This window comes from Methylobacterium sp. WL120 (genome assembly GCF_008039465.1).
Taxonomy (GTDB): Bacteria; Pseudomonadota; Alphaproteobacteria; order Rhizobiales; family Beijerinckiaceae; genus Methylobacterium; species Methylobacterium cerastii.
Genome location: NZ_VRUT01000063.1, coordinates 1 through 26,386, shown reverse-complemented (window position 1 = coordinate 26,386; position 26,386 = coordinate 1). Strand labels below are relative to the sequence as shown.

Sequence of the window (26,386 nt, the reverse complement as noted above, 5' to 3'; positions counted from 1 at the left end):
ACCAGAGGTTTGGCGTCGGGCGCAGCCGCCCCCGCCGGCCCGAGCCCCGTCGCCTCTCCCATTCGCCGTGCGGAAGCTGCTAGGCAGGCGAAAGCGGCGCCGGACGCCGCCCGACGCCACGGCCTCGACGCCGCAACCTGGACGAGCATTCGCTCGCCGCTTCACCCGCCCGCGCCGACGAACGGTCGGCGCATTCCGATGGAGAGGCCACGCATGCTCTCACGCCGAAACGCGCTCGCCACCGCCGCGCTGCTGCTCTGCGCATCCGCCGTCCGGGCCGAGCCGACGGTCGGGCTGGCCGAGCGCCGGGCGATCGCCGCCTATCGCGAGGGCCGCTATCCGGCGCAGCAGAAGGCGATCCAGGACGCGGCCGGCTTTCCGGTGCCGGTCGAGGTGGCGTGGGACCAGCTCACCTTCCCCGGCGACGACAAGTACTATTCCGACCCGGCCTACTTCGAGACGACGATCTTCGAGCCGCTGGCGGCGGGGCTGAAGCAGGTCGGCCGCGATCCGATGGGCCGCGACGCTCTCAAGGCGAAGCTCAAGGGCATCCGGGTCCGCTACGACGAGAAGACCGCACCGGCCTCGAACTACCCGAACGGCCTGAGGTTCGATGCCGGGGTGCTCGACGTCAACTGGCGGCCCTTCGCCAACGTGGCCGACTACAAGGACCGGGTGGAGGCCGTGGTGAAGGTGCTGGAGCAGGGATTGTGATCCGGGCGGCCCGGCCGCGCCGGGCCGTGTTCGGTGCCCTCGCGGCGGTGGCCTCATGCGGTGCGGCGATGGCCGAGCCTGCGCCGCGCTCGGGGCGTTATGACAGCCTCACCCCGGTGGTGAAGGGCGACCGTGTCGCCGGCGTCTTCGCCGAGGGCCGCGGCGGGGTCGAGGGCATGCCTTCGTTCAGCTGCATCTTCCTCCTGCACGGGACGCTGTCGGGCGCCCGTGCCACCGTCGAGACCTGGTACCCGGGCGAGGCGCGGCGCATCTCCGGCACCCTCGCCTTCGACGCCGCCGGGGCGGCGCTGACCTTGGCCGAGGATCACGGCGGTTGCCCGATGACCACGGGCAGCATGGTCGGCAGCCCCTACGCCCTCGCGGCCGAGGCGGCCGATCCGGGTGAGGACGTCGCGCGCTGGCAGGGGGTGGCCCTGGTCACCGCCGAGCGCGCCGCGTTGCTTGCCGAGCCCGGACCCGCACCGAAGCGCAGCCCGTACCTCGTCGAGGCCGACGTCGTCGAGGCCGACGTCGTCGCGGCCGACATCGCCGCGGTCGAACCGTGAGACTTTCCACAAGGCCCGGCTCCGTCGAGCGACCGGCCGACATGTCGGCGGCCTCGTTCGCCGGCGACAGCGGAGACCGGATGATGGTGCGAACATCGACGCGTGGCGAAGGCCGGTTCGCGATCTCTCGGAAGGCGACCACGTGGGTCGCCCTGCTCGGTTTCGCCGTCCTCGATTTCGCCGTCCTGCCGACGCTCCGGCTCGATGCCGTCGCCCGCGAGCCGTCGGGCTCCGCCGCGCTCCGTCGCGACGTCGAGGGCTACGCCTTCGCCGCCTGCCTGACGGCGCAGGATTCCGCGTACCTGAAGGAGCAGGGCCACGGCTGGGGCGCGGTCGTGCTGGAGCGCGGCCACGGCGGCGTCGAGCCGCTCATGTCCCTCGATGCGGCCGTCAAAGCCGCGGCGGCGCGGACGCCGATGGCGCTCATGCACAAGGACGGGCCCGTCTCGGAACCGCTCGTGCCCCTGCCGATCCTGTTCTGCGCGGACCTGCTGCAGACCCCGTCCGTGCGGGCGGCGAAGCTTCGCGCGATGCGGCGGCTTCGACCGGATTACCATCGCTGACGCGACGCGCCTGCGTCGGCTTTTATGCAGACACGTCGCTGCGCGCCGCATGGGGCGATCTGTCCGAGGTCTTCGCGCTCCCGTGATGCAGTCGTTCTGCGGTTTGGTCGGTTGCGCAGAAGAACGTCCGGGTTTTCGTCCAATCGAAGACCCGGCACCTCATCCATCGAGCACCGATGTAGGACGCCCATGTGGTACCTCTACGGCATCGCCCTGCTGGCCGGCGTCGCCAACGCGATCGAGCCCGGCCAGAACGCCACCCTGGCCAAGGTCACGGGCCAGCCGATGCTGGCGGGACTCTTCTGCTCCGGTCTCGCCATGCTGTGCCTGATCGGGGCGATGGTCGTCACCGGCCGGCTCGACCGGCCGAGCGCAGAGAAGGTCGCCAGCGTTTCCTGGTGGGCCTGGCCGGGCGGAATCCTCGGGGCCGCGGTGGTCCTGGCGCAGCTCTACGTCGCGCAATCGGTCGGCGCCGCGCCGTTCCTGGGCTGCGTTATCACCGCGGGCGTGGTCGGGTCGATCGCCCTCGACCATTACGGCCTGGTCGGCTTCGATCGCCATCGCGCGAGCCCGTGGCGTATCGCCGGCGGTGTCCTGATGGTCGGCGGCGTCGCCCTGATGGCGGTGTTCTGACGATCGACGTCTTCCCAGCCTGATCAAGGATTCCGCATGGTCTTCCTCTATGGATTCGCGCTTCTGGCTGGTCTCGCCAGCGCGATCGAGCCCGGTCAGAACGCCGGCCTCGCCAAAGCGTTCGCGCAGCCGCTCCTGGCGGGCGTGGTCAGCCTCGTCATCAGCATCGCGACGCTCGCCGTGATCATGCTCGTGATGGGGCGCTATGGCTGGCCGGGGATGGAGCGCCTCGCGCAGGTTCCCTGGTGGGCCTGGCTGGGCGGCGTGCTGAGCGCGATCCTCGCGGTGGCGCAGCTCTACGTATCCAAGAAGATCGGCGCCGCGAGCTTCCTCGGGCTGATCGTGACGGCGGGCGTCGTCACCTCGGTCCTGCTCGACCATTTCGGCCTCGTCGGCTTCAAGGTGCACGAGGCGAGCGTCTGGCGTCTCCTCGGAGGCGTGCTGATGATCGGCGGCGTCGGCCTGGTCGCGCGGTTCTGATCGACGCCCGCGGAGGCGGGTTATCCGGCTGCCCTGCCTCGTCCGTCAGACTAGAATCAGGATCGCCCCGAGGATCAGCAGCACCGCGAGGCCGGCGAGCAGGACGACGCGTCCGACCGGCTCGTCCGCGTCCGCCTCCTGCTTCGCGTCCGCGTCCGCGGCGGGCGGCGGCGTGACGCTCACCGCCGGCTCGCCCTCGCCGCCCGCGATCGCGCGCGGCACACCGGGCTCCGGCATCGCAAGCGTCAGCCTCGGCGTGACGGCGGTCTCGGCGCGCGGGCCGAACGCATCCGGCTCCACGCTCACCCCCGCCTCTTCCAGCTCCAGCATCACCAGGACGAGGGCGTCCACGTCGAGGCTGTCGACGGGAATTGCGGCCTCGAACTCGCTCGCCGTGAGTTCCCCGCGCGTCCGCCCGAGGGCGATCAGCCGGTCCAGCGTCGCGCGGTCGATCGTGCCTGCCATCCGTGACCCCCTGCCGTCTCCGCTCTCTCATGTGGCGCGAGGGCGACGGCATGACAGCCTGCTCGAAGGTCCGCGGGGCGAGGGGCTGGCAGCCGAAGCAGGCGAGGTTTAGGAACGGCCCCGTCGAGGCTTGGCCGACGGGGTGCCGGACGTCGGCGTTCCGAACCCGTCCAGTACGGCCCGGCCGACGGACCGAGGGCGTGTGCCGGATCACCGCAATCGAAGAGAGCGCGAACTGATGCCCTACCCGGTCGCCATCGTCTTCACGCTCGCGTTGCTCTTCGTCGGGCTCGCGGCGATCGGATGGTGGCAGGATCCGGCGGCACCCGCGCTCAGCGATTGGTTCGTGGCCAAGGCGACCGAAGGCGGGCTGTGGTCGGGCCTCCTGCTATTCCTGGTCGCGGCCGCCTTCTTCGCCTGGCGCGACGGCAGGACGAGACCGTGACGGCGGACAAGATCGCCCAGGTTCAACGCCTTTCCTCGGCGCTCGCCGCCCGGGTTCGCTACGCCCAGATGGTGCGTGGGCCGATCCTGCCGGCACAGGTCGACGCGCTGCTCGCCGCCGCGATGCTGCTCCAGGAGCATGAGGTGCCCTGGCCCTCCCTGTTGGAGCAGGTGCTGCACGATCTGGCGCAGGACCTGGAGCACCCGGAGCCTTCCGCCGCCGCCGAGCCGTGACGAAGCCACGGCGTGCCCGAGCGAGCGCGATCGATCGCGGCCTCGGAACAAGTCGGGCCGGAACGACCTGAGTGGGGGGCACGCGCCGGAACGGCTGGCGCACCCCACGCTCACGGAGCCCCGCACGCCATGGTCATGATCATCATCTGTTTCCTGGCCCCCTGGCTGGCGATGTTCCTGCGCGGGAAGGTGATCCAGGGCATCCTCTGCATCCTGCTCCACATCACCGTCATCGGCTGGATCCCCGCCACGATCTGGGCCCTGATGGTGACGCGCAAGGAAGCCTGAGGCGGGCTCGGGTCGCCGCGGGTCGCGGCGGTGGGCCAGCGGCGGCGAAGCCTGCTCCTTCGTCGCAAAAAATCGGACGTCCCGGCGCGGAGCGGTCGCGGGGCCGTATGGCCGGCGCGCCGCCAAGTCCGCGCCCGCCTCGCCCACGAGGCGGAGCCTTAAGGCCCTGATAACCACGCGCATGCGTTCGTGATCCGGACCTGTCTGGATCCGTTCGATGGCGATTCGCGCACAACACGTTGAGAATACGGAGGTTCGTGCAGCGAACGCAGATGGCGCGAGATCGGCCGACGGCACGCTGCCATCCGGCCTGTTGCGACTGGCGCGCTGGCGGCTCCTGGCCATGCACCACGCGGCGGGTGTCGGACATCTCGGCGGCAACCTGTCGGCCTTCGATGCGATGATGCTCCTGCATCACGAGATGCTTCGTCCGCAGGACCGGTTCGTCCTGTCCAAGGGGCACGCGGCGGGGGCCTACTACGTCACCCTGTGGAGCCGCGGGCTCATCACCGACGCCGAGCTCGACACCTTCCATGGCGAGGGCACCCGGCTCGCCGGGCATCCGCCGGCGCGGGGCGTGCCCGCCATCCGCTTCGGGACCGGCAGCCTCGGCCACGGCGTTTCGCTGGCGGCGGGCCTCGCCCTGTCGATGCGGCTGCAGGACCGGCCCGGGCACGTCTTCTGCCTGACCTCCGACGGCGAGTGGCAGGAGGGGTCGACCCTCGAGGCCTTGATCTTCGCCGCCCACAACAAGCTCGAGAACCTGACGATCCTGATCGACAACAACCGGCTCCAGGGCTTCGGCACCACGCGGGACGTGGCCTCGATGGAGCCGCTGGCGTCGAAGCTCGCCGGCTTCGACGTGGAGATCCGCGAGGCCGACGGGCACGATCTCGCCGACATGCGCCGTGCCCTTTCGTCCGGCCGGGAGCGGCCCACGCTCGTCGTGCTCCATACGGTGAAGGGCTACGGCGTCCCCGCGATCGAGGGGCGGATGGACAGCCACTACCTGCCGCTCACCGACGACCAGTATCGCGAGGCCGTCACCGGCATCGGAGGCCTCGGGGCATGACGCGCCGGAACGCCATGCCGGACGACCTCCACCGATCCCTTCGCCCCCGACCCAGCCTGTGGTGCGTGCCGTGAGACGCCAACTCTGCGACGCCCTGGTGGAACGGGCGGCCCGGCCCGACCTCGTCTTCCTCACGGGCGACCTCGGCTTCGGCGCCTTGGAGCCCCTGCGCGACGTGCTGGACCGGCGCTTCATCAACGCCGGCATCGCCGAGCAGAACATGGTGGGCGTCGCCGCCGGCATGGCGAGCGAGGGGATGGAGCCCTGGACCTACACGATCGCGCCGTTCTGCTACGCGCGGGCCTTCGAGCAGATCCGCAACGACGTCTGCCTGCACGCCCTCCCCGTCCGGCTCCTCGCCAACGGCGGCGGCTACGGCTACGGCGTCATGGGCGCCACGCATCATGCCTTGGAGGATTACGGCGTCCTCTCGACGCTGCCGAACCTGCACCTCTTCATCCCGGCTTTCGACGAGGACGTCGCCGCGACGATCGCTGCGGCGGGCGCCCTTCCGGGCCCCGCCTATATCCGCCTGGGACGCGGCGAGTTGCCAGCGGGCACGATCGCGCCGGCCTACGCACCGTGGCGTCGCGTGCGTGCGGGGACAGGCCCGGTGGTGGTCGTCGTCGGCCCGATGGCCGGTCCGACCCTCAGTGCCCTCGAAGACGACGCGGCCGAGATCTGGGCCGTCTGCGAGCTGCCGCTGCGTGTCAGCCCGCCGCCGGAGGCGTTCGTCGCCGCCCTGCGGGAGAGCCGCCGCCTCTGCGTCGTGGAGGAGCACGTGGCGCAGGGGAGCCTGGGCCAAAGCCTCGCCGCGTGGTGCCTGGAGACCGGCGTCGGCCTCGACGGCTTTCGCATGCTCAATGCGCAAGGGTATCCCTCCGGGACCTACGGCTCGCAGGCCTTCCACCGGCAGGAGAGCGGCCTCGATGCGCTCAGCATCCGTGCCGCCGTGCAGGCGATGGGCGCCGCATGAGCCCGGATTCCGCGCACTGGATCGGAACGCTCAAGGGCCCGATCGTCGTCCTCGGCGCGGGCGGCTTCGTCGGCTGCAACCTGTTCCGGGCCATCCGGGCAGCGCGGCCGGACGTGTTCGCCGTGGTCCGCAACCTTCCGGCCCCGCGCCTGCGCGACGTCGACCCCAGCCATCTCGTCGAGGTCGACCTGAACGACCGCTCGGCGGCCCGAAACTTCGTCGAGGCGATCCGCCCGGCCACGGTCTTCGACTGCGTCGCCTACGGTGCCTATTCCTTCGAGCAGGACGCCGACCTCGTCTACGCGACGAACTTCACCGCGATAGTCAACCTCGTGGAATTGCTGGCGGCCGGCGGAACGCTCGCGGCCTACGTCCACGCCGGCAGCTCCTCCGAGTACGGTTCCAACTCGGACGCGCCGAAGGAAGATGCGGAGCTGAGGCCCAACAGCCCCTATGCCGTGTCGAAGGCCGCAGCGAGCCATTACCTGACCTTCGCCGGGCGGACGCGGCGCCTGCCGGTCGTGAACCTGCGGCTCTACTCGGTCTACGGCCCCTACGAAGACGCCTCGCGGCTGATCCCCGCCGTCGTGGCGCGCGGATTGGAGCGCGGCTACCCCGACTTCGTCGATCCCGGCATCGCGCGCGACTTCGTCTACGTCGACGACGTCTGCGAGGCCTTCGTGCGCGCCGCCGCCAAGATGGACCTCGATCTCTATGGCGCGTCGATCAACATCGGCTCCGGCATCCAGACGACGATCCGCGAGCTCGCCGGCCTCGCGCAGACGACGTTCGCGATCCCCGATGCGGCCCGCTTCGGGGACATGCCGGCACGCGGCTGGGACCTGACCCGCTGGCAATCCGACCCCGCCAAGGCCGAGCGCCTCCTCGGCTGGCGTGCCCGCACGTCCCTGGACGAGGGCCTGACCCGGACCGCCGCATGGATGCGTCGGGCCGACCCGGCGCTGACCGGCCTGACCAAGCGCCACGGGTCGGCGCCGCGCCGGCGCTCGATCGCCGCCATCGTCGCCTGCTACAAGGACGAGGAGGCGGTGCCGGTCATGCATGCCCGCCTCACCGCGGTGTTCCAGCGGATCGACGTCGACTACGAGATCATCTTCGTCAACGACGCCAGCCCCGATCGCTGCGGCGAGCGCATCCGCGAGATCTCGGCGCGCGACCCGCACGTCCTCGGGATCACCCACTCGCGCAACTTCGGCTCGCAGATGGCCTTCCGCAGCGGGATGGAGCTCGCCACCGCGGAGGCCTGCGTCCTGTTGGACGGCGACCTGCAGGACCCGCCCGAGCTGATCGAGCAGTTCCACGCGGCCTGGCTCGCGGGATCGAACGTGGTCTACGGCCGCCGGGTCGAGCGCGACATGCCCTGGATCTGGGGGCTGCTCTACAAGGCGTTCTACCGGGTGTTCGCGGCCTTCAGCTACATCCGCATCCCGCACGACGCCGGAGACTTCTCGCTGATGGACCGGCGGGTGGTGGGCTGGCTGCTGCAGTGCCCCGAGCGCGACCTCTTCATGCGCGGCCTGCGCGCCTACGTCGGCTTCCGCCAGACCGGCGTCGACTACGTCCGCCCCAAGCGGATGTTCGGCGCCAGCACCAACAACCTCCTCTCGAACCTCGAATGGGCCAAGCGCGGCATCTTCTCGTTCAGCAACACGCCCTTGAAGATCCTGACCGCGTCGGGCTTGGGCCTCCTCGGCCTGACCGCGATCCTGAGCCTCGGCCTGATCGCCGCGCGCCTCCTCGTGCCCGACATCGCTCCACGCGGCGTGACCACCCTGCTGCTGGCGATCCTGTTCTTCGGCGCCCTCAACCTGTTCGGGATCGGTCTCGTCGGGGAATACGTCGCCAAGATCATGGAGGAGGTGAAGGGCCGCCCGCGCCTCATCCGCGCGGCGCTGATCCGCAACGGCGTCTCCAGCGACCTCCTTCCGGACGGACGATCGATCCCATGAGCCTCCTCGACGACCTGCGCGGTCGCGACTGCCCGGTCTGCGGCGCTTCCCAGGCCGGCTCGGCCCCCTTCCTCTCCGCCAGCGTCGATCCGGCGCGGATCGGCAGCTTCAGCTTCGCCTCGCGCAAGCGGCCGGAATTCATGTCGTTCCGGCTGGTCCGCTGCCTGACCTGCCAGACCGTCTACGCGGCCGAGGCGCCCAGTGCCGAAACGCTGGCCGACGCCTACGCGGCCGCCGACTACGACACCTCCGAGGAAGCCGACCTGGCGGCGCAGACCTACGCGCGGGCGCTGGCGCCCTTTCTCGATGCGGGCATCCGCGACGGGGCCGCCCTGGAGATCGGCGCCGGCACCGGAAGCTTCCTGCGCGAGCTGCAACGCCTGGGCTTTCGCGACGTGACGGGCGTCGAGCCCTCGAGCGCGGCCGTCGCCGCCGCCGCCGACCTGCGCGACCGCATCCGCGTCGGCGTGTTCGACCCCGCCGACCACGCGCCCGAGAGCCTGTCCTTCATCGGATGCTTCATGACGCTGGAGCACGTGCGCGATCCGCTGGCGCTGACCCGGGCCGCGTTCTCGCTGCTGCGCCCCGGCGGGGTGCTCGCCTTCGTCACCCACGATCACCGCGCGCCGATCAACCGCCTGCTCGGGCGCCGGTCGCCGATCATCGACATCGAGCACATGCAGCTGTTCTGCCATGCCAGCCTGCACAAGCTCCTTGCGCGCACCGGCTTCTCCGAGGTCGCGATCACCGCGATCCGGAACGCCTATCCCCTCCGCTACTGGTTGCGCCTCCTCCCCCTTCCGGGTGCGATGAAGACCGCCGGCATCGCCTGCGCGGACGCGACGGGGCTCGGCCGGCTCCGCGTCGGCCTGAACGTCGGGAACCTGTTGACGGTGGCGCGCAAGCCCGTCGCGCCGACCCCGTGACGGCGCCGCGCCTCGGACAGCTTCCCTTCGCGACGATTCTCTGCCTCGTCGCGCTGCCGAACCTCGCGTTCCTGACGACGCACCTCGCGAGCCCGCTCCTGGGCGTCGCCTGCGTGGCCTGCACGGTGGTCGGCGTCCTTGCGACCCTGCGCGCGGTGCTGCGGCAGCCGGTCCCCCTCGACGGTCCGCTCCTGGTAGGCGCGCTCGGCGTCGGCTTCGCCCTCTGCTGCGTCGGGGGCCAGGCGCACGTCTTCTACGCGAACGACGACTGGCTGATCCGCGACGCCGTCCTTCGAGACCTCGTCGCCGAGCCGTGGCCGGTGGGGTATCGCTACCTGGGCGAGGCGACGACCCTGCGCGCGCCGCTCGGGATGTACCTCGTCCCGGCGGCGTTCGGGAAAATCCTGGGGTTGCGCGCGGCCCATGTCGCGCTGTTGGCGCAGAACGCCGTCCTGTTCGGATGCCTCCTCTACGTCTTCGCGCAGGCCTCCACGCCGCGGCGCGCCGCGTGGTCGGTCCTTGCGATCTTCGTCCTGTTCGGAGGCTGGGACGTCGCCGGAGCTTGGCTCCTCGACGAGCCGCTGGCCTTCGGGACCCATCTCGAGCATTGGATGCCGGGCCAGCAATTCACCTCGCACGTCACGCAGGTGTTCTGGGTGCCGAACCACGCCGCCTCGGGCTGGACGTTCGTGGCTGCCTACCTCCTCTGGCATCGCAGGCGCCTCGACCTCGGCGGCCTGGTGTGCGTCTTCGGGCTTTGCGCGTTCTGGTCGCCGCTCAGCCTGATCGGCGCGCTGCCGTTCCTGGCGCGGGCCGTCGTCGTGGATGGTGTGCGTGGACGCCTGCGGCTTCGGCAGATGCCGGCTCCGATCTTCGTCGCCGTCGGACTGGCGCCGACGCTGCTCTACCTGCTCGCCGACGGCGGACGCGTTCCGCATGGCTTCGCGGCGATCGATGCGAGCTTCGTCGCGAGATACGTCCTGTTTCTGCTCGTCGAAATCGGCCCTGTCCTCGTCATCCTCTATACGGCATCGCGATCCGATCTTCAGCGCCGGGACTCGGTGCTGGGCGGAGACATGCCGCTCGTCATCCTCGTCCTGTCGTTCGTCCCCTTGTATCGGCTCGGCGTGCTCGACTTCGTCATGCGGGCCTCCATTCCGGCGCTTGCCCTCCTCGCCCTCCGGTTCGGCGAAGTCGCGACCGCCCCGTGCAGGCCCCGCCGGCGGGTCGCGACGATCGCCGTCGTCCTGCTCGGCGCCGGCGCGCCCATCTACGAAATCGGCCGGGCCTTCCTGAAACCCGCCTTCGCGATCAGCGACTGCACCCTGCTCGATGCGTCGCGGTTCCCGCCGAACGACGGGCCGCTCTTCCACTATCTGGCGCGCAAAGCGGTCATCGAATCCTCTGTCGCCGGGAGGATCTTGGCCGTTCCGCAGCGCGTCTTGGAGGTTAGCGCGAGGCCGACATGTTGGCCGGACCGCGTTTCTGAGACCGACCCTATGAAGGTCGCCGAGTCGCTCCGAAGTGCGCGGAACTAGCATCCGCCGTCGGCGCGTGGCGTCGCTCGACGAGCCGACGGCGGCGGCGAGAACGCCGCGGCGGGACGGCTTACGCGGCGGCCGATCCGCCGACGCGCGTCACGGCGCGATCGAGGCTTGCGCGGCCTGGAGCAGTTCCGTTGCCAGCGCCTCGTCGTCGACGGCCCGGGCGAGGACGACGGCGCCGACGAGGGTCGCCACCGTCGCCAGGGCGCGTTGCCGGCGCCGCTCCTTCGACGCCTTCGGCGTCAGGTTGGCGACGATGGAGGCGAGGCCCTCGATCCCTTGCGCGAACCGTCCCCGGACGGCGCTGCCTGCACTTTCCCGCGAGACGTCGTTGGCGAGCGCCGCCAGCGGGCAGCCCTTCCCCGGCGTGCGGACGTGGTCGAGGGACAGGTAGTTCGCGACCACGGTGTCGGTCGTGCCCCGGTATTCTTCCGCCAGCGCGGTGTCGAAGGCTTCGGCCGCCAAAGCATCCTTGTTGGCGAACTGGCCGTAGAAGCCGCCATGGGTCAGGCCGGCGGCGGCCATGATGTCCACGACCCCGACGCCGTGGAGGCCGCGCTCACGAAACAGGGCCGCGGCGACTTCGACGACGCGCTGTCGGTTGATCCTGGCCTGTTCCTGCGAGACTCTCGGCATGGCCCGATCCTTCGGCGTGTCCGACGACGATATAAAGGCGACGCGCCCTCCCAAGAAGGGCCCGGCTCAAGGCTTGGACGGCATCGGCATCGCCTGGTCATCGGCGGCGACGCGCCGTTCGCGCGTCGCCCGCCCGACCCGGAACCACAGGGCGTAGAGGGCGGGCAGGAACAGCAGGGTCATCAGCGTGCCGACGCCGACGCCGCCGATGAGGACGTAGGCGAGCGCCCCCCAGAACACCGAGTGGGTGAGCGGGATGAAGGCCAGCATGGCCGCCGCCGCCGTCAGGATCACGGGCCGGGCCCGGCGCACGGTGGATTCCACGATGGCGTCGTAATCCGCCAGGCCCGCCGCCTGGTCGTGGTGGATCTCGTCCACCAGGATCAGGGTGTTGCGCATCAGGATGCCCGACAGCGCGATCAGCCCGAGGATCGCGTTGAAGCCGAAGGGCTGCTGGAAGACCAGCAGGGTCGGCACGGCGCCCACGAGGCCGAGCGGCGCGGTGGCGAACACCATGAACATCGTGGCGAACGAGCGCACCTGCAGCATGATCACCGTCAGCGTCACGATCAGCATGATCGGGAACACCGCGACCAGCGCCGTCATCGCCTTGGCGCTCTCCTCCACCGACCCGGCCGTGTCGATGCGGTAGCCCGGCGGGAGCTTCGCCTTGATCGGTTCGAGGAGGGGGAAGACCTGGGCGTGGATGTCGGGCGGCTGCAGGCCGTCGAGGACGTCGCCCTGCACACGGATGTAGGCCTCGCGGTTGTAGCGCTTGAGCACCGCGTCCTCGGTCCGGCTCTCGAGGCGCGCCACCTGCGAGACCGGCACCTGGCGCCCGTCCTTGGTCGTCAGCGTCAGGTCGCCGACCTCGCCGAGCGAGCGCCGCTCCGGGCCGGGGCTGCGCAGGACGACGTCGACGGCGCGCAGGTTCTCGCGCACCTGGGTGGCGGGCGTCCCGTTGAGGTAGCTCTGCAGTTGCTGGGCGGCCTCCTTCGGGGTCAGGCCGATCAGGCGCAGGCGCTCCTGGTCGAAGGCGAGGCGCAGGCTCGGCGTCCTGTCGCCCCAGTCGAGGTGGACCATCCGCATGTTGGGGTTGCTCGCCATCACCCCTCGGACCTCCTCGGCGATGCCGCGGATCACGTCGAGGTCGGGCCCGACCACCCGGAAGGCGACGGGGAAGCGGACCGGCGGGCCGAACACGATCTGCAGCACCCGCACCCGCGCCTCGGGGAAGCGGCCCTCGTCGACGAGCTTGCGCACCTTGATCCGCAGGGCGTCGCGGGCCTGGGCGTCGGCGGTCTGCACCACGATCTGCGCGAAGGCCGGATCGGGCAATTCGGGATCGAAGGAGAGCACGAAGCGGGGCATGCCCTGGCCGACATAGCTCGTGATCTCGCGCGCCTCGGGCAGGTCGCGAACGGCCGTCTCGATCCGCTTGACGCTGGCTTCGGTGGTGGCGAAGGCGGAGCCCGTCGGCAGGGTCACCTCGACGATGAGTTCCGGGCGCTCGGAGTTCGGGAAGAACTGCTGCTCGACGCGGCCCATGCCGACCACGGCGAGCGCGAACAGGCCCACGGTGATGCCGGCGGCTAGCCACTTGTGGTCGACGGACATCCGCACGACCCGGCGCAGGCGCTCGTAGTTCCTAGTGGCGTAGATCGCCCCGTGGCCGCCTTCCACCGTCTTGATGTTCGGCAGCAGCCTGACGCCCAGATAGGGCGTGAAGGTCACCGCCACGATCCAGGAGACGATCAGCGAGAAGGCCACCACCCAGAAGATGTTGCCGGCATACTCGCCCGCCGTGGAGGCGGCGAAGCCCACCGGCAGGAAGCCCGCGATGGTCACGATGGTGCCGGTGAGCATCGGCGCGGCGGTCGAGCGCCAGGCGTAGGTCGCCGCCTCGACGCGGTCGTAGCCCTCCTCCATGCGCACCACCATCATCTCGATGGCGATGATGGCGTCGTCGACCAGCAGCCCGAGCGAGATGATGAGGGCGCCGAGCGTGATGCGGTCGAAGTCGCGCCCCGTCACCATCATCACCACGAACACCGCCGAGAGGGTGAGCGGCACGGCGAGCGCCACGACGATGCCGACCCGGAAGCCGAGCGCCACCAGGGAGACGAAGATCACCACGCCGAGGGCGGTGAAGAACTTGACCATGAACTCGTGGATGGCCTCGTCGATGACCTTGGCCTGGTCGGTGATCTTGGTGAAGCCGATGCCCGCCGGCGTCTCGTGGTGGATCGCCACCTCCTCGGCGTTCAGCGCCGCACCGAGCGCGAGGCCGTCGAAGCCGGGCTTCATCACCAGGCCGAGGATCAGGGCGGGCTCGCCGTCGTTGCGGATCGCGAAGACCTTCGGGTCCTCGTAGCCGCGCTTCACCTCGGCGACGTCGCCGAGCTTGAGGCTGCGGTCGCCGGCGGCCACGGGCAGGTCGCGGATGGCGTCGAGCCCGTCGATCGCCCCGTCGAGGCGCAGGTACACGCGCGGACCCGCCGCCTCGACGAAGCCGGCCGGGGTCACGTCGTTCTGGTTGGCCAGCGAGGCCAGCAGTTGCTGGCCGGTGATGCCGAGCGTCGCGAGGCGCTGGTAGGAGATCTCCACGAAGATCTTCTGCGCCTGCTCGCCGAGGATGTTGATCTTCTCGACGCCCGGCACCCGCAGCAGGCGCTGGCGCAGGTCCTCGGCGCGCAGCACGAGCTGGCGGTGCGGCAGCCCCTTGGCCTGGAGCGCGTAGAGCGAGAAGTAGACGTCCGAGAACTCGTCGTTGAACAGCGGCCCCATCACCCCGCGCGGGAGGCTGGAGGCCTGGTCGGCGAGCTTCTTGCGGGTCTGGTAGAACTCCGCCTGCAGCTTGGCCGGCGGCATGTTGTCCTTGAAGAACACCTTGATCAGCAGCAGGCCGGGGCGCACCGTGGTCTCGGCGCGGTCGTAGTAGAACAGTTCCTGCAGGCGCTTCTCCAGGGGGTCGGCGACCTGGCGCTGCATCTCGTCCGTCGTCGCCCCGGGCCACGCCGCCGAGACGACCATCGTCTTGACGGCGAAGCTCGGGTCTTCGCCGCGCCCCAGTTTCTCGAAGGCGAAGAAGCCGGCGCCGATGAGCGCGATCAGCAGGAACAGGGTGACGGCCCGCTCGCGGACGGCGAGGGCCGAGAGGTTGAAGCCGCTCATCGCACCACCCCGGTCATGCTGGCGGGCGCCTGGCGCACCTTCTCGCCGGCCTTGAGGAGGTGGGCCCCGAGCGCCACGATCCGGTCGCCGGGGTTCAGCCCGGCGACGACGTCGGCCCGCTCCTCGCCCATGCGGGCGACCCGCACGGCCTGTGGTTGGACGGTCTCGCTGGCGGCGTCGTAGCGCCAGACCGAGGGGCCCTGCCCCTGGTCGAACAAGGCCGCGAGCGGCACCTCCACCGATCCGGCCCGGGCGGCGTCGAGGTCCTTGAGCTGAAGGGTCACCGTGGCGCCCAAGGGCGCGGCCTCGCCGCCGCCCGAGAGGATGTAGCGCGCCCGGTAGGTGCGCGTGGCCGGGTCGGCGGTGGCGGACAGCTCGCGCAGGCGCGCCGGATAGGTCGCCGCGCCCTCGGCGTAGAGGGTGGCGGAGGCTTCGCCCTTGGTGCCGGAGGCTTCGCCCTTGGTACCGGAGGCTTCGCCCTTGGCGGCGCGGCGGCTGCCCTCGGGCAGGAACACCTCCGCCTCGCGCGCCCCGTCGCGGGCGAGCTTGACCACGGTCTGTCCGGCCGCGACCACCTGGCCGGGCTCGGAGGGCACCTCCATGACGACGCCGTCGGCGTCGGCCTGGAGCTCGGCGTAGCCCGCCTGGTTCTGGATCTGGCTGGCCTGGGCCTCGGCGTTGGCGAACTGGGCGATGGCGGCGTCGGCCGCGCCCTTGTTCTGGTCGTAGGTCTGCTTCGAGGTCCAGCCGTCGGCGACCAGCTTGCGGCTGCGCTCCTCGTCGGCCTTGGCCTTGATCATCTGGGCGCGGGCCGCCTCGACGGAGGCGCGGGCGGCGGCGAGCGCGAGGGTGAAGTCGGTGCGGTCGAGGCGCATCAGGGGCTGGCCGAGACTCACGCGGTCGCCCGGGTCGACGAGGCGTTCGAAGATCTTGCCGCCGACCCGGAAGCCGAGGTTGCTCTCGGTGCGGGCGCGGATCACGCCGGTGTAGCGCGACACGGCGCCGGGACCGGGGGCGACCTCGGCGACCTGGACCAGGGGCGGCTCCGGCGTCACCGCCGTCTTCGCCGGCGAGCAGGCGGTCAGGGCGACGCCCGCGAGCCCCAGAACCAGTCTTCGCAACATCGCCGCCCCCGTCGCAGTCTGCTCGGTCGTAAAATGATGATCATCATCTATTAGGGCGCGCGGTCGGCGTCAATGGGCGTCGTCGCAGGGGGCGGACGCATTCGTGGCCGCGCGGCCGGCAGGGCGATTGCCGATGCCGATTTGGTCTCCGGACTTCCACCGGCAGCACCGCGTCATCCCGGGGCCGCGCAGCGGAGCCCGGGATCCAGACACGCAGGTCGAGCCGGACTTTGTACCGTCGGCGGTTCTGGATTCCGGGCTCGCCTGCGGCGACCCAGAATGACGGTGCGGTGCCATCTGCAAGCGCCCTGCGAGGGCGTCGCGGCGGCTCAGGCGCCCTGAGACGCCCCGTGGTGGCGCGCGTTCCGCTTGATGACTTGGGGCGGCTGGCCGAACGCGCGGAGGAAGGCGCGCCGCATCCGCTCCCGGTCGGCGAAGCCCGTCTCCCGGGCCACCGTGTCCAGCGAATGCCGGCCGTCCTCCAGCATCGTCCGGGCGGCGTCCAGGCGGAGGTTCTCGATCGCCTTGGCGGGCGATTGGCCGGTCTCCTCCCGGAAGACGCGGCTGAACTGGCGCGGGCTCAGGCGGGCGGCCTCCGCCAGCTCCTCGACGGAGAGCGCGTTCTTCAAATTGCCCCTGGCATAGGCCAGGACCGTCTGGACCCGGTCGGACCGCGGCTGAAGCTCCAGCAGGGCGGAGAACTGCGACTGGCCGCCCGTCCTGCGGTGGTAGACGACGAGGTTCTTCGCGATCCCCTTCGCCATCTCGGGGCCGAGGTCGTCCTCGACCAGGGCCAGCGTGAGGTCGATCCCGGCCGTCATCCCGGCCGAGGTCCAGACGTTGCCGTCGGAGACGAAGATGCGGTCGTCGTCGACCTGGATCGACGGGTGGAGCCGCTGCAGGTCACGGGCGTGGGCCCAATGGGTCGCCGCCCGCCTGCCGTCGAGCAGGCCCGCCTCGGCCAGGAGGAACGCCCCCGTGCAGGTCGCGGCGACGCGGCGCGCGGTGGCGGCCGTCTCGCGCAACCGCGCGATCAGGCCGGGGGCCGACGGGCCGACCTTGATCGAGCCGACCACGAGGACCGTGTCGAAGCACCGGCCCGCGAAGGGCTCGGTGTCGACGACCATCCCGAACGACGTCCGGATCGGCCCGCCGGCCTCGGACAGGAACGTCACCGCGTAGAAGTCGTGGCCGACCACGAGGTTGGCGATCTCGAACGCCGTCAGAGGAGCCAAGTTCATCGCCTGGAAGCCGGGGAACAGCACGACACCGATGGACGGCATGGCGGACCTCGCGACGAATGTCCGAAAAGGGTGGATCTTCGACATATGGGATATGCCGGAGGCCGTCTAGATTTCATCGCAACGGACGTGGGTGCCACCCGGCCTCGCCCCCGTCGCCCAGGAACCCGATCGCCATGAACCCCATCGCCATGAACCCGACCGCCATGAACCCGATCGCCATGACCACGCCCTCCCCCGTCGCCGCCGGCACGGACGCCGATGCCTACACGCGCCGCTGGCTCGCCTCCGGCGAGATCGCCCACACGACCCTGAGGGACGGGACGCGCATCCGCTACGTCCGCGTGGGCCAGGGGCCGGCACTCGTGCTGACCCACACCGTGCGCACCCAGCTCGACCTGTTCCAGCGCGTGATCCCGCTGCTGTCGCCGCACTTCACGATCTACGCGCTCGACCTGCCGGGCTTCGGCTGGTCGGACCTGAAGCCGGGCCTTCCCAAGGACGAGCCCACCCTTCGGGCGGCCCTGAAGGGCTTCATCGCCGAGCTCGGCATCGCGCGGCCGATCCTGGCCGGCGAGTCGATCGGGGCGACGCTCTCACTCTCGCTCGCCGCGGAGCTCGGCGACAGGGTCGAGCGGGTCTTCGCCTTCAACACCTACGACTACCGGCCGGGCCTCGAGCGCTCGAACCTGCTCGCGTCGATCATCATCAAGAGCGTGCGCGCGCCGGTCGTCGGCCCGGTCTTCGCGGCCCTGGAGAACCGGACCATCACCGGCGGCATCATGAGCGGCGGCTTCCACGACCCGAGCAGCCTGCCCGCGGACCTCCTCGACGAGTACGCCCGCGTCGGCGCCCGCGCCGGCTACAGCACGGCGTCGCGGACGCTGCTCAAGGCCCTCCCGAGCTTCGTCGCCGCCCGCGCCCGCTACCGGTCCATCACCGCACCCGTGACGCTCGTCTGGGGCGACAAGGATTGGTCGACGCCGCGGGATCGCGCCGGCGTCGAGGCGGCCGTGCCCTCGCCCTCCGTCGTCACCCTCGAACGGACCGGGCACTTCAGCGCGCTGGAACGCCCGCAGGCCTGGGCCGACATCATCCTCGCGGCGACGAAGGCCCGCGCCGCCTCGTGAGGCACGGCGTGCCGCCGCACTGCATCACCGCATTCGCCCTGCCATTCGCCCGTTCATTCTTGGAGCCGAGCCGATGACCTTGGAGCCGAGCAGATGACCTTGGAGCCGAGCCGATGACCGAACCCATGACCTCGACCCGCGTCACGGTGGAGCACGTGACGCTTCGCTCGGCAAAACCCTTCGCGGCGGTGCGGGAGGCGCTGGAAGCCGCGGTGCCTCCCCTCGACCACGCCTACGCCGCGCTCCTGCGGGACGGGCATGTGGACGCGGCGCGCGACCTGCTCGAACGGCAGGCGCCGCTCTCGATCTTCGGCGCCCGCGACCATGGCGGCCTGCTTCTCACCGCCGGGCTCGCCCGCAAGGCGATCCAGTACGACATCGGCAACCCGCTGACGGCCGCACGGATGACCCGGCACGTCCTCTCGGCCGCCCTGTACGCGCCGATCCGCGTGCTCCTGCGCGAGGACACCGAGGGCGGCGTCGCGTTCGAGTACGATCGCCCGGTCACGACCTTCGGGCAGTTCGGAACGCCGGAGGTCGACGGCGTCGCGGCCGACCTGGACGACCAGCTCCGCAGCGTGCTCGCTGCGGCGGCGGCGTGACCGCCGCGTCCCGGCCGCCTGCGCATCAGCGCTTGAGGCCGATGAAGTCGACGAAGGCGCGCAGCGGCGCGGGAAGGTGGCGGCGGCCGGGATAGTACAGGTACGGGCCTGAAAACCCCTGCCACCACGGTTCGAGCACCGGCTCCAGCGCCTGCGTGTCGAGGTGGGGCCGCAGCCAGTCCTCGAACAGGGTGAGGATGCCGACGCCCGCGATCGCGGCCTCGACCGCGAGATCCGTGGCGCCGCCGACGCGCAGCGTCAGCGGTCCCGTCGGATGGATGCGGACCATCTCGCCCGCCTGCTCGAACTCCCAGGCCAGCGTGGCACCGCTGGAGAAGCGCCCGCCGATGCAGGCGTGGCGCAGGAGGTCGTGCGGGTGCTGCGGCCGGCCGTGGCGGTCGAGATAGGCCGGCGAGGCCACCGTGGCGAAGCGCTGCCGGCGCGGGCCGATCGGCACCGCGATCATGTCCTGCTCCAACCGCTCGTCGTAGCGGATGCCGGCATCGCAGCCCGCCGCCAGCACATCGACGAAGCCGTCCTCGGCCACCACCTCGAGCCGGATCTCGGGATAGGCCGCCAGGAACGGCGGCACGATCGCGGGCAGGACCAGCCGGGCGGCGCTGACCGGCACGTTGAGCCGCAGGGTTCCCGCCGGACGGTCGCGAAAACCGTTCACCACGTCGAGGGCGGCGTCGACCTCGCCCAGGGCCGGCCCGAGCCGTTCGAGCAGCCGGGCGCCCGCCTCGGTGGGGGCGACGCTGCGCGTGGTCCGGTTCAGCAGGCGCACGCCGAGGCCGCGCTCGAGCCGGCTCACGGCCTCGCTGAGGCCCGACGCGCTGCCGCCGCCGGCGCGGGCGCCGTCCCGGAAGCCGCCGGCCCGCGCCACGGCGACGAAGGCCGCCAAGTCCGCGAGGTGTGTCGCCATCGTTCGAAATCCCGAACAGCCCGTACCGAGAATGCCTGCTTATCCGATCAATCGCGCCCGTCTACATCCCGGGCGGCAAGGGAGATTAGACATGACCATGATCGCATCGGCCGGGACGTTCGCGCTCGGACATCGCACCGTGAAGCGGATCGGATACGGCGCCATGCAGCTTGCCGGGCCGGGCGTGTTCGGGCCGCCGAAGGATCGCCGGGCGGCGGTCGCGGTGCTGCGGGAGGCGGTGGCGCAGGGCGTCGACCACATCGACACCAGCGACTTCTACGGACCGCACGTGACCAACCAGCTGATCCGGGAGGCGCTGCATCCGTATCCCGACGACCTGGTGATCGTCACCAAGGTCGGCGCGAGGCGCGGCCCCGACGCCTCGTGGAACCCGGCCTTCGCGGCGGACGAGCTGGTGCAGGCGGTCCACGACAACCTGCGCCATCTCGGCCTCGACGTCCTCGACGTGGTCAACCTGCGCCTGATGTTCGACGTGCACGGGCCGGCCGAAGGCGCGATCGAGGCGCCGCTCACGGTGCTGGCGGACCTGCAGCGGCAAGGCTTGATCCGCAGCATCGGCCTCAGCAACGCGACGCGGCGACAGGTGGCGGACGCGCGGCGCATCACGGACATCGTCTGCGTGCAGAACCAGTTCAACCTCGCGCGCCGAGACGACGACGCCCTGATCGACGAACTCGCGGGCGCCGGCACCGCCTACGTTCCGTTCTTCCCGCTCGGGGGCTTCAGCCCGCTGCAATCCGAGACGCTGTCCGCGGTCGCCGGACGCTTGGGCGCGACGCCGATGCAGGTCGCCCTGGCCTGGCTGCTACGGCGTGCGCCCAACGTGCTGCTGATCCCCGGCACGTCGTCGATCGAGCACCTGCGCCAGAACCTCGCCTCAGCCCGCCTGACGCTGCCCGACGACGTCCTCGCCGAGCTCGACGCGATCACGCCTGCGAGCGAGGGCGCCTGAACCGCTTCATCGCGCACCCCGTCCGGCGGGTGATCTCGCCGGGCGGCCTTGCGCCCGCGCGTCCTGACGCACGCTTCGGATCGCGGGCGGGGCGACGGCGCCCGCGCGGCTGCCGTCGCGGAGAGCGGGTGTCAGGCAGCCAAAGGCAGGGCGGCGATCGATCCTTCGACGATCGGGGCGACGTCCCTAGGCCCGAACAGCAGCTGATAGATCGCGGCCGGCGTGCGCGCCTGACCGTTGGCGTCGACGATCCGGACATCGGATAGACCGGAGGCCTGCAGCGAGAGGCCTTGCTCCAGGGCGTCCAGCATTGAAGTGTAGTGGTGCGAGAACCGTTGTGCCGAGATGCGAGCGGTGACGGTGAAGTTCACGGACGCCAATCCTGACTGTCGCGCTCGGCCGGCGGCCCCATGGCCGTGATCCGAGACATAGCGATGGATGAAGGGAGGATCACGGGACAGGACCGGCGCGGCACTGAAATCCGCCGCGTCGCCCGATGAACCCTGCCTCGCAGGCAATAGAGGCGGTTGGTTGACGAAAACTTAGCCCAGTATGGCGGGGGCGTGTCTTTTTCGATTGTGAGGGGTCGTGACCCGGAAAACGCTGCTCGACCAGATCAACGCGATCCAGATGGCCCGCACCTACTGCCTCTTGGTGAACGCCGATCCCGACGCGGTCGTCGCGGGCTACTTCGTCGACGCGACCGGCCAGCGACGACGCGTCAGCAAAGCCCGCTGGCGCTGGTATCGCGACATCGCCGAACCACCCCCTCCGAAGCTGCCGGAGCCGACCGGGACCTAAGCCGGTTCGATACCGAACGCCCCGGCTTTCACGGTCCGGCGTGAAGACCGGGCGGCCTCTACTTCCGCGCTGCCATCAAATCGTGCGTCAGGACGGTCAACTTGCCGATCAGGCCGGTGATGTCGGCCCCCTTGCACGACCACTGCGTGCCGACCGCCTCGCCATCCGCGGACACGGACACGACGGCGACCGAGCGCAGCTTGCCTTCGCGCGCCAGGTCGAGCTGGTCCTGCAGCACGGCGATGATGGAGGCGGTGTCCGCATCCGCGACCGCAGCGGAGATCCGCGCAGGAAACGGCACGACGACCCCGGCATCCGCTTGTTCGTTCATCGCCATCACGCCCTCGCCTGCCCCGAATGAGGAGCCGAGGCTTGTGCGACTGTCAGGGACAAAGTGTGGCAGCGTGTCCGTGTCGACGAACGTCGATCCCCAGTGTGGCAGCCAGAGCACTCAGGCATCAGGACCGCAGGGTTTTGAAATCCTATTGGACCGCTGCTCGGCGTCGAGCCGACACCGAAGCAACCCCCGGTGCTTTCGGATCGCGCGCCACGCATCGAACAGCGAGCGCGGAAGTCGAACCTCGGCCACGCGGTCGTGCAGACCCAGGATCATGTCCGGCGCTGCATTCGAGAGCGCTGTACGGACGATTCAATGCAGTCTGTCGAAGCGGTCAGACCGAACGGCGGCGGGCTCGACGCGGAAGCGTTCGATGATCCGGATCGTGGCGGGAGATGCCATGTTGGGCGCAACGCCCTCAGCGAGGCCGGAAGACGCCCGATGAGAAGTCTCTCATGCGACAGGCGCAAGAATCAGCGCAACGCTTGGATGCGTTGGCGCGCCCTGCGGGAGTCGAACCCGCCTCTTCAGCGTGAAAGGCTGACATCCTAACCGATAGACGAAGGGCGCTGGCGCTGGGCCGAGGTTTCTATAGTCGGACCGCGGGCGGAGGGCAACGGGCGGATCGTGGCTTGTGAGGCGGTGGCGGGCCGGTTTGTCGCGGATGGGGTGGGACCGCGCCGCCGGGCGGGTGCGGCAACTTCGTCCCGGGCGTGCTAACGCTGCCGCTTCGCGCGCCTTGGCGGGGCGCTGGTCTGCCTGCGCGGTCGCGCGCAGCACGGTTCTGGAATGGTTTGAGCGGATGGCGAGCGAGAGCGACGACGGCGGCGAGGACGGCGGCCGGCCGGCCGGGTCCGAGGTGCGCAAGCCCGGCTTCGGCCAAGCTGATCACGGCAAGTCGGGCTATGGCAAGTCCAGCTTCGGCAAGCCAGGGTATGGGAAGCCGAGCTACGGCAAGCCTGGTGATGGCAAGCCTGGTTACGGCAAGCCCGGCTTTGGAAGGCCGGCCTTCGGCAAACCCGGCTTCGGCAAGCCGGCCTACGGCCAGCGGCCGCGGCCGGCCGGGCCGCAGCCGGCGCACGAGGGGGCCGCCGTGCTCTACGGCTTCCACCCGGTGGTGCAGGCGATGGGCAACGCCGAGCGGAAGCTGCACCGGCTGCTCGCCACCGAGAACGGCGCCGCGCGCCTCGTCGAGGAACTCGGCACCCTGCGGATCGAGCCCGAGCTGGTGCGGCCGGCCGACATCAACCGGCTGCTCGGGGCGGATGCGGTGCATCAGGGCCTCTACCTCGAGGCCGACCCCCTCGCCTCGCCCGGCCTCGACGCGCTGCCGGCCGACGCGCTGCTGCTGGCCCTCGACCAGATCACCGATCCGCACAACGTCGGCGCCATCGTGCGCACCGCCGCGGCCTTCGGCGTCACCGGCATCGTCACCACGGCGCGCCACGCGCCGGGCGCCACCGGCGTGCTGGCGAAATCCGCCTCGGGCGGCCTCGAGCACGTGCCGTTCCTGGTGGTCCGCAATTTGGCCGAGGCGCTGATCACCCTCGGCGAGCAGGGGTTCACCCGCATCGGCCTCGATTCCGACGCCGAGACCGGCCTCGACACGCTTACGCCGACGCGGCCCGCGGTCATCGTCCTCGGCGCCGAGGGCAAGGGCCTGCGCGAGCGCACCCGCGCCTGCTGCGACGTGCTCGCCAAGATCCCGTTCACCGGCGAGATCCGCAGCCTCAACGTCTCGAACGCCGCCGCGATCGCCCTCTACGCCCTCGGCCGCTGATTTTTCGGACCTGCCGGACCGGGTGTCCCGCAGGTGGCGTCCGGACTGGGCGCGGCGCGGGACACGCCCGCGTCGCCCAATCGCAAAAAATTAGATGCCGTGGCCGGCGACTTCGCGGGCGACGGCGCGCTGGCCGATGTCGCGGCGGCAGAACCCTTCCGGCCAGTCGATGCGGGCCACGGCCGCGTAGGCGCGGGCCTGCGCCTCCAGCACGCTGTCGCCGAGCGCGGTGACCGCGAGCACGCGGCCGCCGTCGGCCAGGATGGTTTCGCCCTCGGCGCGGGTGCCGGCCTGGAACACCAGGGCGCCGTCGCGCTCGGCGTCGGCGATGCCGCGGATGGTCGAGCCGCGCACCACCGTGCCGGGATAGCCGGCCGCCGCCATCACCACGGTGAGCGCGGCGCGCGAGGCGTCGAACTCCAGGCTGACGCCGGCGAGGTCGCCGTCGCAGGCCGAGAGCAAAGCGGGGACGAGGTCGGAGGCGAGGCGCGGCAACAGCACCTGCGCCTCGGGGTCGCCGAAGCGGGTGTTGTACTCGATCAGCTTCGGCCCGTCCGCGGTCAGCATCAGGCCGGCATAGAGGATGCCGGTGAACGGCGTGCCGCGCGCGCGCATGCCGTCGAGCGTCGGCTGGATGATCGTCTCCATCACGGTCCGCTCGATCGCGGGCGTGACGATGCCGGCCGGCGAGTAGGCGCCCATGCCGCCGGTGTTGGGGCCGCGGTCGCCGTCGAAGACGCGCTTGTGGTCCTGCGCGGTGCCCATGGCGATCGCCCGGGTGCCGTCGCACAGGGCGAAGAAGCTCGCCTCCTCGCCGAACAGGCACTCCTCGATCACCACCTCCGCGCCCGCATCGGCGAACAGCGCCCGCAGCGCGCCCTCGGCCTGCTCCACCGTCTCGGCGACGGTGACGCCCTTGCCGGCGGCCAGGCCGTCGGCCTTCACCACGATCGGGGCGCCCTTGGCGCGCACGTGGGCGAGCGCCGGGTCGAGGGCGGCGAAGCGGCCGTAGCCGGCCGTCGGGATGCCGCGCTCGGTGCACAGCGCCTTGGTGAAGCCCTTCGAGCCCTCGAGCTGCGCGGCGGCCCGGGTCGGCCCGAAGGCGCGGATGCCGGCCCGGGTCAGGTCGTCGACGAGGCCGGCGACCAGCGGCGCCTCCGGCCCGATCACGACGAGGCCGACGCGCTCGGCTTCGCAGAAGGCGCGGACCGCGCCGTGGTCGGCGACGTCCAGCTCCGGCCGGTTCTCGCCGTGCCGGGCGGTGCCGGGGTTCCCCGGCGCCGTGAACAGGCGGGTGCAGAGCGGGCTTTTCGCAAGGGCGTAGGCGAGGGCGTGTTCGCGGCCGCCGTTGCCGACGAGGAGGATGTTCATGGGACCAGGGTGTTCCCGAAATCCGGGACCGGGGAAAGGGTCCTATCGCACGAAGGTGCGCGTCGTGCACCGGATCCACCGTCCTGCGGCGGGCTTTGACCTTGCCGCCGCGTCCGCATAGCACTTCGGCCATGCCCCTGGTCCCGCCCCCCGCCCCCCGCAGGTCGTCGCCGGCCGCCGACGTGCCGTCCTCGGCGGTGCTCGTCGCCAACCAGCCGGAATGGTCGGTGGGCGACCTCGCCTCGGCGTTGAAGCGCACGCTGGAGGACGCGTTCGGGCACGTGCGGCTGCGCGGCGAGATCTCGGGGTTCCGCGGGCAGCACGGCTCGGGCCACGCCTACTTCTCGCTCAAGGACGGCAACGCCCGCATCGACGCCGTGGTCTGGAAGGGCACCTTCAACCGCTTGCGGCAGAAGCCGCAGGAGGGGCTCGAGGTCGTCGCCACGGGCAAGATCACGACCTTCCCCGGCAAGTCCTCGTACCAGATCGTCATCGAGAGCCTGGAGCCGGCCGGCGTCGGCGCCTGGATGGCGCTGCTGGAGGAGCGCAAGCGCGCGCTCGCGGCCGAGGGGCTGTTCGCCGCCGAGCACAAGCGGGCGATCCCGTTCCTGCCGCAGGTCGTCGGGGTGGTGACCTCCCCCACCGGCGCGGTGATCCGCGACATCCTGCACCGGCTCGAGGACCGGTTCCCGCGGCCCGTCCTGGTCTGGCCGGTGCGCGTGCAGGGCGACGGGGCGGCCGACGAGATCGCCGCCGCGATCCGCGGCTTCAACGCGCTTCCCCCCGGCGGCCCGATCCCGCGCCCGGACGTGCTGATCGTCGCCCGCGGCGGCGGCTCGATCGAGGACCTGTGGGCGTTCAACGAGGAGGCGGTGGTGCGCGCCGCCTTCGAGAGCCGGATCCCGCTGATCTCGGCGGTCGGGCACGAGACCGACACCACGCTGATCGACTTCGTCTCCGACCGGCGCGCGCCGACGCCGACGGGCGCCGCCGAGATGGCCGTGCCGGTGCGGGCCGACCTCGCGGTGGCGCTGGACGACCTGACCCGCCGCCGCCGCGGGGCGGTGGAGCGCAAGCTCGACCGGCTGGCTGCGGATTTCCGCTCGGCCCTGCGGGCGATGCCCGATGCCGACGCGTTCCTCGCGGGCAAGCGCCAGCGCCTCGACCTCGCCGAGGCCCGGCTCGCGCCGGCGCTGGCGGGCAACGCGCGCGCCTTCCGCGAGCGGTTCTCGCGCGTGCTCGACCGGCTCGCGCGGCACCCGCCGGAACTGGTCTTGGAACGCGCGCGGGCTCGGCTTTCGGCGATCGACCACCGGCCGCGCCAGGCGCTCGCCAACCACGCAAGCCGCAAGGGCGACGCGCTGTCGGCCCTCGGCCACCGCCTCGTCGTCGCCCGGACGACGACCCTGCGCCGGGC

The 26,386-nt window shown here is 71.1% G+C and carries 28 protein-coding genes and 1 tRNA gene; 19 read left to right on the top strand and 10 right to left on the bottom strand.

Annotated elements, in window-relative coordinates:
• Nucleotides 1-213 precede the first annotated feature (213 nt).
• The 5 genes from FV229_RS13550 to FV229_RS13530 all read left to right on the top strand — a co-directional run bounded on the left by FV229_RS13550 (nt 214) and on the right by FV229_RS13530 (nt 2,956).
• On the top strand, nt 214-714 hold the full coding sequence (locus FV229_RS13550; RefSeq protein WP_147752488.1) for a hypothetical protein: 501 nt from the start codon (nt 214-216) through the stop codon (nt 712-714).
• 68 nt (nt 715-782) lie between these two features.
• Complete coding sequence (locus tag FV229_RS13545) at nt 783-1,280, top strand: hypothetical protein (RefSeq protein WP_147752487.1); 498 nt, start codon at nt 783-785, stop codon at nt 1,278-1,280.
• 41 nt (nt 1,281-1,321) lie between these two features.
• Nucleotides 1,322-1,843 carry a hypothetical protein gene (locus FV229_RS13540; protein WP_147752486.1) on the top strand — a complete coding sequence of 174 codons (522 nt, stop codon included), beginning with the start codon at nt 1,322-1,324 and terminating at the stop codon, nt 1,841-1,843.
• A 189-nt stretch (nt 1,844-2,032) separates the two neighbouring features.
• Nucleotides 2,033-2,476 carry a DMT family transporter gene (locus FV229_RS13535; protein WP_147752485.1) on the top strand — a complete coding sequence of 148 codons (444 nt, stop codon included), beginning with the start codon at nt 2,033-2,035 and terminating at the stop codon, nt 2,474-2,476.
• Nucleotides 2,477-2,512: 36 nt separating this feature from the next.
• Nucleotides 2,513-2,956, top strand: coding sequence for a DMT family transporter (locus tag FV229_RS13530; RefSeq protein ID WP_147752484.1), 444 nt, complete (start codon nt 2,513-2,515; stop codon nt 2,954-2,956).
• A gap of 45 nt (nt 2,957-3,001) precedes the next feature.
• Here FV229_RS13530 and FV229_RS13525 read toward each other — a convergent pair whose 3' ends face one another.
• Nucleotides 3,002-3,421 (bottom strand): RNA polymerase sigma factor region1.1 domain-containing protein, encoded by a 420-nt coding sequence (locus FV229_RS13525; protein WP_147752483.1) that lies wholly within the window; start codon nt 3,419-3,421, stop codon nt 3,002-3,004.
• Nucleotides 3,422-3,659: 238 nt separating this feature from the next.
• Here FV229_RS13525 and FV229_RS13520 point away from each other — a divergent pair, with 238 nt between their 5' ends.
• From FV229_RS13520 to FV229_RS13485, 8 genes are all read left to right on the top strand, one after another.
• On the top strand, nt 3,660-3,866 hold the full coding sequence (locus FV229_RS13520) for a hypothetical protein (protein ID WP_147764465.1): 207 nt from the start codon (nt 3,660-3,662) through the stop codon (nt 3,864-3,866).
• Nucleotides 3,863-4,099, top strand: a complete 237-nt coding sequence (locus FV229_RS13515; RefSeq protein ID WP_246688185.1) for a hypothetical protein — start codon at nt 3,863-3,865, stop codon at nt 4,097-4,099. Before FV229_RS13520 ends, FV229_RS13515 begins: the two co-directional genes overlap by 4 nt.
• 129 nt (nt 4,100-4,228) lie before the next feature.
• Nucleotides 4,229-4,387, top strand: a complete 159-nt coding sequence (locus FV229_RS13510; protein WP_147752481.1) for a YqaE/Pmp3 family membrane protein — start codon at nt 4,229-4,231, stop codon at nt 4,385-4,387.
• 343 nt (nt 4,388-4,730) lie between these two features.
• Nucleotides 4,731-5,459 (top strand): transketolase, encoded by a 729-nt coding sequence (locus tag FV229_RS13505; protein WP_147752480.1) that lies wholly within the window; start codon nt 4,731-4,733, stop codon nt 5,457-5,459.
• A 70-nt stretch (nt 5,460-5,529) separates the two neighbouring features.
• Complete coding sequence (locus FV229_RS13500) at nt 5,530-6,435, top strand: transketolase (RefSeq protein ID WP_147752479.1); 906 nt, start codon at nt 5,530-5,532, stop codon at nt 6,433-6,435.
• The gene (locus FV229_RS13495) at nt 6,432-8,405 is read left to right on the top strand and encodes an NAD-dependent epimerase/dehydratase family protein (RefSeq protein WP_147752478.1); all 1,974 of its coding nucleotides are present in this window, start codon (nt 6,432-6,434) and stop codon (nt 8,403-8,405) included. Before FV229_RS13500 ends, FV229_RS13495 begins: the two co-directional genes overlap by 4 nt.
• Nucleotides 8,402-9,331 (top strand): class I SAM-dependent methyltransferase, encoded by a 930-nt coding sequence (locus tag FV229_RS13490; RefSeq protein ID WP_147752477.1) that lies wholly within the window; start codon nt 8,402-8,404, stop codon nt 9,329-9,331. Before FV229_RS13495 ends, FV229_RS13490 begins: the two co-directional genes overlap by 4 nt.
• Nucleotides 9,328-10,869, top strand: a complete 1,542-nt coding sequence (locus tag FV229_RS13485; RefSeq protein WP_147752476.1) for a hypothetical protein — start codon at nt 9,328-9,330, stop codon at nt 10,867-10,869. The genes FV229_RS13490 and FV229_RS13485 overlap by 4 nt, the downstream gene beginning before the upstream one ends.
• A 99-nt stretch (nt 10,870-10,968) precedes the next feature.
• Here the strand turns inward: FV229_RS13485 and FV229_RS13480 are convergent, their stop codons facing one another.
• The 4 genes from FV229_RS13480 to FV229_RS13465 all read right to left on the bottom strand — a co-directional run bounded on the left by FV229_RS13480 (nt 10,969) and on the right by FV229_RS13465 (nt 17,092).
• Nucleotides 10,969-11,511: a TetR family transcriptional regulator gene (locus FV229_RS13480; protein ID WP_147752475.1), complete on the bottom strand. Its 543-nt coding sequence runs from the start codon at nt 11,509-11,511 to the stop codon at nt 10,969-10,971.
• Nucleotides 11,512-11,577: 66 nt separating this feature from the next.
• Nucleotides 11,578-14,685 (bottom strand): efflux RND transporter permease subunit, encoded by a 3,108-nt coding sequence (locus tag FV229_RS13475; RefSeq protein ID WP_147752474.1) that lies wholly within the window; start codon nt 14,683-14,685, stop codon nt 11,578-11,580.
• Nucleotides 14,682-15,809 (bottom strand): efflux RND transporter periplasmic adaptor subunit, encoded by a 1,128-nt coding sequence (locus tag FV229_RS13470; protein WP_147752473.1) that lies wholly within the window; start codon nt 15,807-15,809, stop codon nt 14,682-14,684. Before FV229_RS13470 ends, FV229_RS13475 begins: the two co-directional genes overlap by 4 nt.
• Nucleotides 15,810-16,138: 329 nt before the next feature.
• On the bottom strand, nt 16,139-17,092 hold the full coding sequence (locus FV229_RS13465) for a GlxA family transcriptional regulator (protein WP_147752472.1): 954 nt from the start codon (nt 17,090-17,092) through the stop codon (nt 16,139-16,141).
• A gap of 134 nt (nt 17,093-17,226) precedes the next feature.
• Here FV229_RS13465 and FV229_RS13460 point away from each other — a divergent pair, with 134 nt between their 5' ends.
• Complete coding sequence (locus tag FV229_RS13460) at nt 17,227-18,180, top strand: alpha/beta hydrolase (RefSeq protein WP_187275141.1); 954 nt, start codon at nt 17,227-17,229, stop codon at nt 18,178-18,180.
• A gap of 113 nt (nt 18,181-18,293) precedes the next feature.
• Nucleotides 18,294-18,782 (top strand): DUF302 domain-containing protein, encoded by a 489-nt coding sequence (locus FV229_RS13455; RefSeq protein WP_147752470.1) that lies wholly within the window; start codon nt 18,294-18,296, stop codon nt 18,780-18,782.
• 25 nt (nt 18,783-18,807) lie between these two features.
• On the opposite strand, the gene FV229_RS13450 is transcribed toward FV229_RS13455, so the two are convergent.
• Nucleotides 18,808-19,707, bottom strand: a complete 900-nt coding sequence (locus FV229_RS13450; protein WP_147752469.1) for a LysR family transcriptional regulator — start codon at nt 19,705-19,707, stop codon at nt 18,808-18,810.
• 91 nt (nt 19,708-19,798) lie between these two features.
• On the opposite strand from FV229_RS13450, the gene FV229_RS13445 reads away from it, so the two are divergent.
• On the top strand, nt 19,799-20,680 hold the full coding sequence (locus tag FV229_RS13445) for an aldo/keto reductase family oxidoreductase (RefSeq protein WP_147752468.1): 882 nt from the start codon (nt 19,799-19,801) through the stop codon (nt 20,678-20,680).
• 131 nt (nt 20,681-20,811) lie between these two features.
• On the opposite strand, the gene FV229_RS13440 is transcribed toward FV229_RS13445, so the two are convergent.
• On the bottom strand, nt 20,812-21,051 hold the full coding sequence (locus tag FV229_RS13440) for a hypothetical protein (protein ID WP_147752467.1): 240 nt from the start codon (nt 21,049-21,051) through the stop codon (nt 20,812-20,814).
• A gap of 217 nt (nt 21,052-21,268) precedes the next feature.
• On the opposite strand from FV229_RS13440, the gene FV229_RS13435 reads away from it, so the two are divergent.
• Complete coding sequence (locus FV229_RS13435; RefSeq protein ID WP_147752466.1) at nt 21,269-21,481, top strand: hypothetical protein; 213 nt, start codon at nt 21,269-21,271, stop codon at nt 21,479-21,481.
• A gap of 58 nt (nt 21,482-21,539) precedes the next feature.
• Here the strand turns inward: FV229_RS13435 and FV229_RS13430 are convergent, their stop codons facing one another.
• Both FV229_RS13430 and FV229_RS13425 read right to left on the bottom strand, forming a co-directional pair.
• Entirely contained in the window at nt 21,540-21,818 is a 279-nt protein-coding gene (locus FV229_RS13430) for a hypothetical protein (protein WP_238272984.1), read from the bottom strand.
• A gap of 495 nt (nt 21,819-22,313) precedes the next feature.
• Nucleotides 22,314-22,388: transfer RNA gene (locus tag FV229_RS13425), tRNA-Glu, on the bottom strand.
• Nucleotides 22,389-22,620: 232 nt separating this feature from the next.
• Between FV229_RS13425 and rlmB the strand changes: the two genes are divergently transcribed.
• Nucleotides 22,621-23,598 carry a 23S rRNA (guanosine(2251)-2'-O)-methyltransferase RlmB gene (gene rlmB / locus FV229_RS13420; RefSeq protein ID WP_246688184.1) on the top strand — a complete coding sequence of 326 codons (978 nt, stop codon included), beginning with the start codon at nt 22,621-22,623 and terminating at the stop codon, nt 23,596-23,598.
• 90 nt (nt 23,599-23,688) lie between these two features.
• Here the strand turns inward: rlmB and purD are convergent, their stop codons facing one another.
• Nucleotides 23,689-24,969 (bottom strand): phosphoribosylamine--glycine ligase, encoded by a 1,281-nt coding sequence (gene purD / locus FV229_RS13415; protein ID WP_147752465.1) that lies wholly within the window; start codon nt 24,967-24,969, stop codon nt 23,689-23,691.
• 131 nt (nt 24,970-25,100) lie between these two features.
• Between purD and xseA the strand changes: the two genes are divergently transcribed.
• Nucleotides 25,101-26,386 (top strand): exodeoxyribonuclease VII large subunit (gene xseA / locus FV229_RS13410; protein WP_147752464.1); only part of this gene is annotated, 1,286 nt, incomplete at its 3' end.

Bases quoted from the DNA above. Each gene is read 5' to 3' on its own strand.
- FV229_RS13550 (WP_147752488.1), top strand. From the start codon at position 214: ATGCTCTCACGCCGAAACGCGCTCGCCACCGCCGCGCTGCTGCTCTGC.
- FV229_RS13545 (WP_147752487.1), top strand. From the start codon at position 783: ATGGCCGAGCCTGCGCCGCGCTCGGGGCGTTATGACAGCCTCACCCCG.
- FV229_RS13540 (WP_147752486.1), top strand. From the start codon at position 1,322: ATGTCGGCGGCCTCGTTCGCCGGCGACAGCGGAGACCGGATGATGGTG.
- FV229_RS13535 (WP_147752485.1), top strand. From the start codon at position 2,033: ATGTGGTACCTCTACGGCATCGCCCTGCTGGCCGGCGTCGCCAACGCG.
- FV229_RS13530 (WP_147752484.1), top strand. From the start codon at position 2,513: ATGGTCTTCCTCTATGGATTCGCGCTTCTGGCTGGTCTCGCCAGCGCG.
- FV229_RS13525 (WP_147752483.1), bottom strand. From the start codon at position 3,421: ATGGCAGGCACGATCGACCGCGCGACGCTGGACCGGCTGATCGCCCTC.
- FV229_RS13520 (WP_147764465.1), top strand. From the start codon at position 3,660: ATGCCCTACCCGGTCGCCATCGTCTTCACGCTCGCGTTGCTCTTCGTC.
- FV229_RS13510 (WP_147752481.1), top strand. From the start codon at position 4,229: ATGGTCATGATCATCATCTGTTTCCTGGCCCCCTGGCTGGCGATGTTC.
- FV229_RS13505 (WP_147752480.1), top strand. From the start codon at position 4,731: ATGCACCACGCGGCGGGTGTCGGACATCTCGGCGGCAACCTGTCGGCC.
- FV229_RS13495 (WP_147752478.1), top strand. From the start codon at position 6,432: ATGAGCCCGGATTCCGCGCACTGGATCGGAACGCTCAAGGGCCCGATC.
- FV229_RS13490 (WP_147752477.1), top strand. From the start codon at position 8,402: ATGAGCCTCCTCGACGACCTGCGCGGTCGCGACTGCCCGGTCTGCGGC.
- FV229_RS13480 (WP_147752475.1), bottom strand. From the start codon at position 11,511: ATGCCGAGAGTCTCGCAGGAACAGGCCAGGATCAACCGACAGCGCGTC.
- FV229_RS13475 (WP_147752474.1), bottom strand. From the start codon at position 14,685: ATGAGCGGCTTCAACCTCTCGGCCCTCGCCGTCCGCGAGCGGGCCGTC.
- FV229_RS13470 (WP_147752473.1), bottom strand. From the start codon at position 15,809: ATGTTGCGAAGACTGGTTCTGGGGCTCGCGGGCGTCGCCCTGACCGCC.
- FV229_RS13465 (WP_147752472.1), bottom strand. From the start codon at position 17,092: ATGCCGTCCATCGGTGTCGTGCTGTTCCCCGGCTTCCAGGCGATGAAC.
- FV229_RS13460 (WP_187275141.1), top strand. From the start codon at position 17,227: ATGAACCCCATCGCCATGAACCCGACCGCCATGAACCCGATCGCCATG.
- FV229_RS13455 (WP_147752470.1), top strand. From the start codon at position 18,294: ATGACCGAACCCATGACCTCGACCCGCGTCACGGTGGAGCACGTGACG.
- FV229_RS13450 (WP_147752469.1), bottom strand. From the start codon at position 19,707: ATGGCGACACACCTCGCGGACTTGGCGGCCTTCGTCGCCGTGGCGCGG.
- FV229_RS13445 (WP_147752468.1), top strand. From the start codon at position 19,799: ATGACCATGATCGCATCGGCCGGGACGTTCGCGCTCGGACATCGCACC.
- FV229_RS13430 (WP_238272984.1), bottom strand. From the start codon at position 21,818: ATGGCGATGAACGAACAAGCGGATGCCGGGGTCGTCGTGCCGTTTCCT.
- rlmB (WP_246688184.1), top strand. From the start codon at position 22,621: ATGGCGAGCGAGAGCGACGACGGCGGCGAGGACGGCGGCCGGCCGGCC.
- purD (WP_147752465.1), bottom strand. From the start codon at position 24,969: ATGAACATCCTCCTCGTCGGCAACGGCGGCCGCGAACACGCCCTCGCC.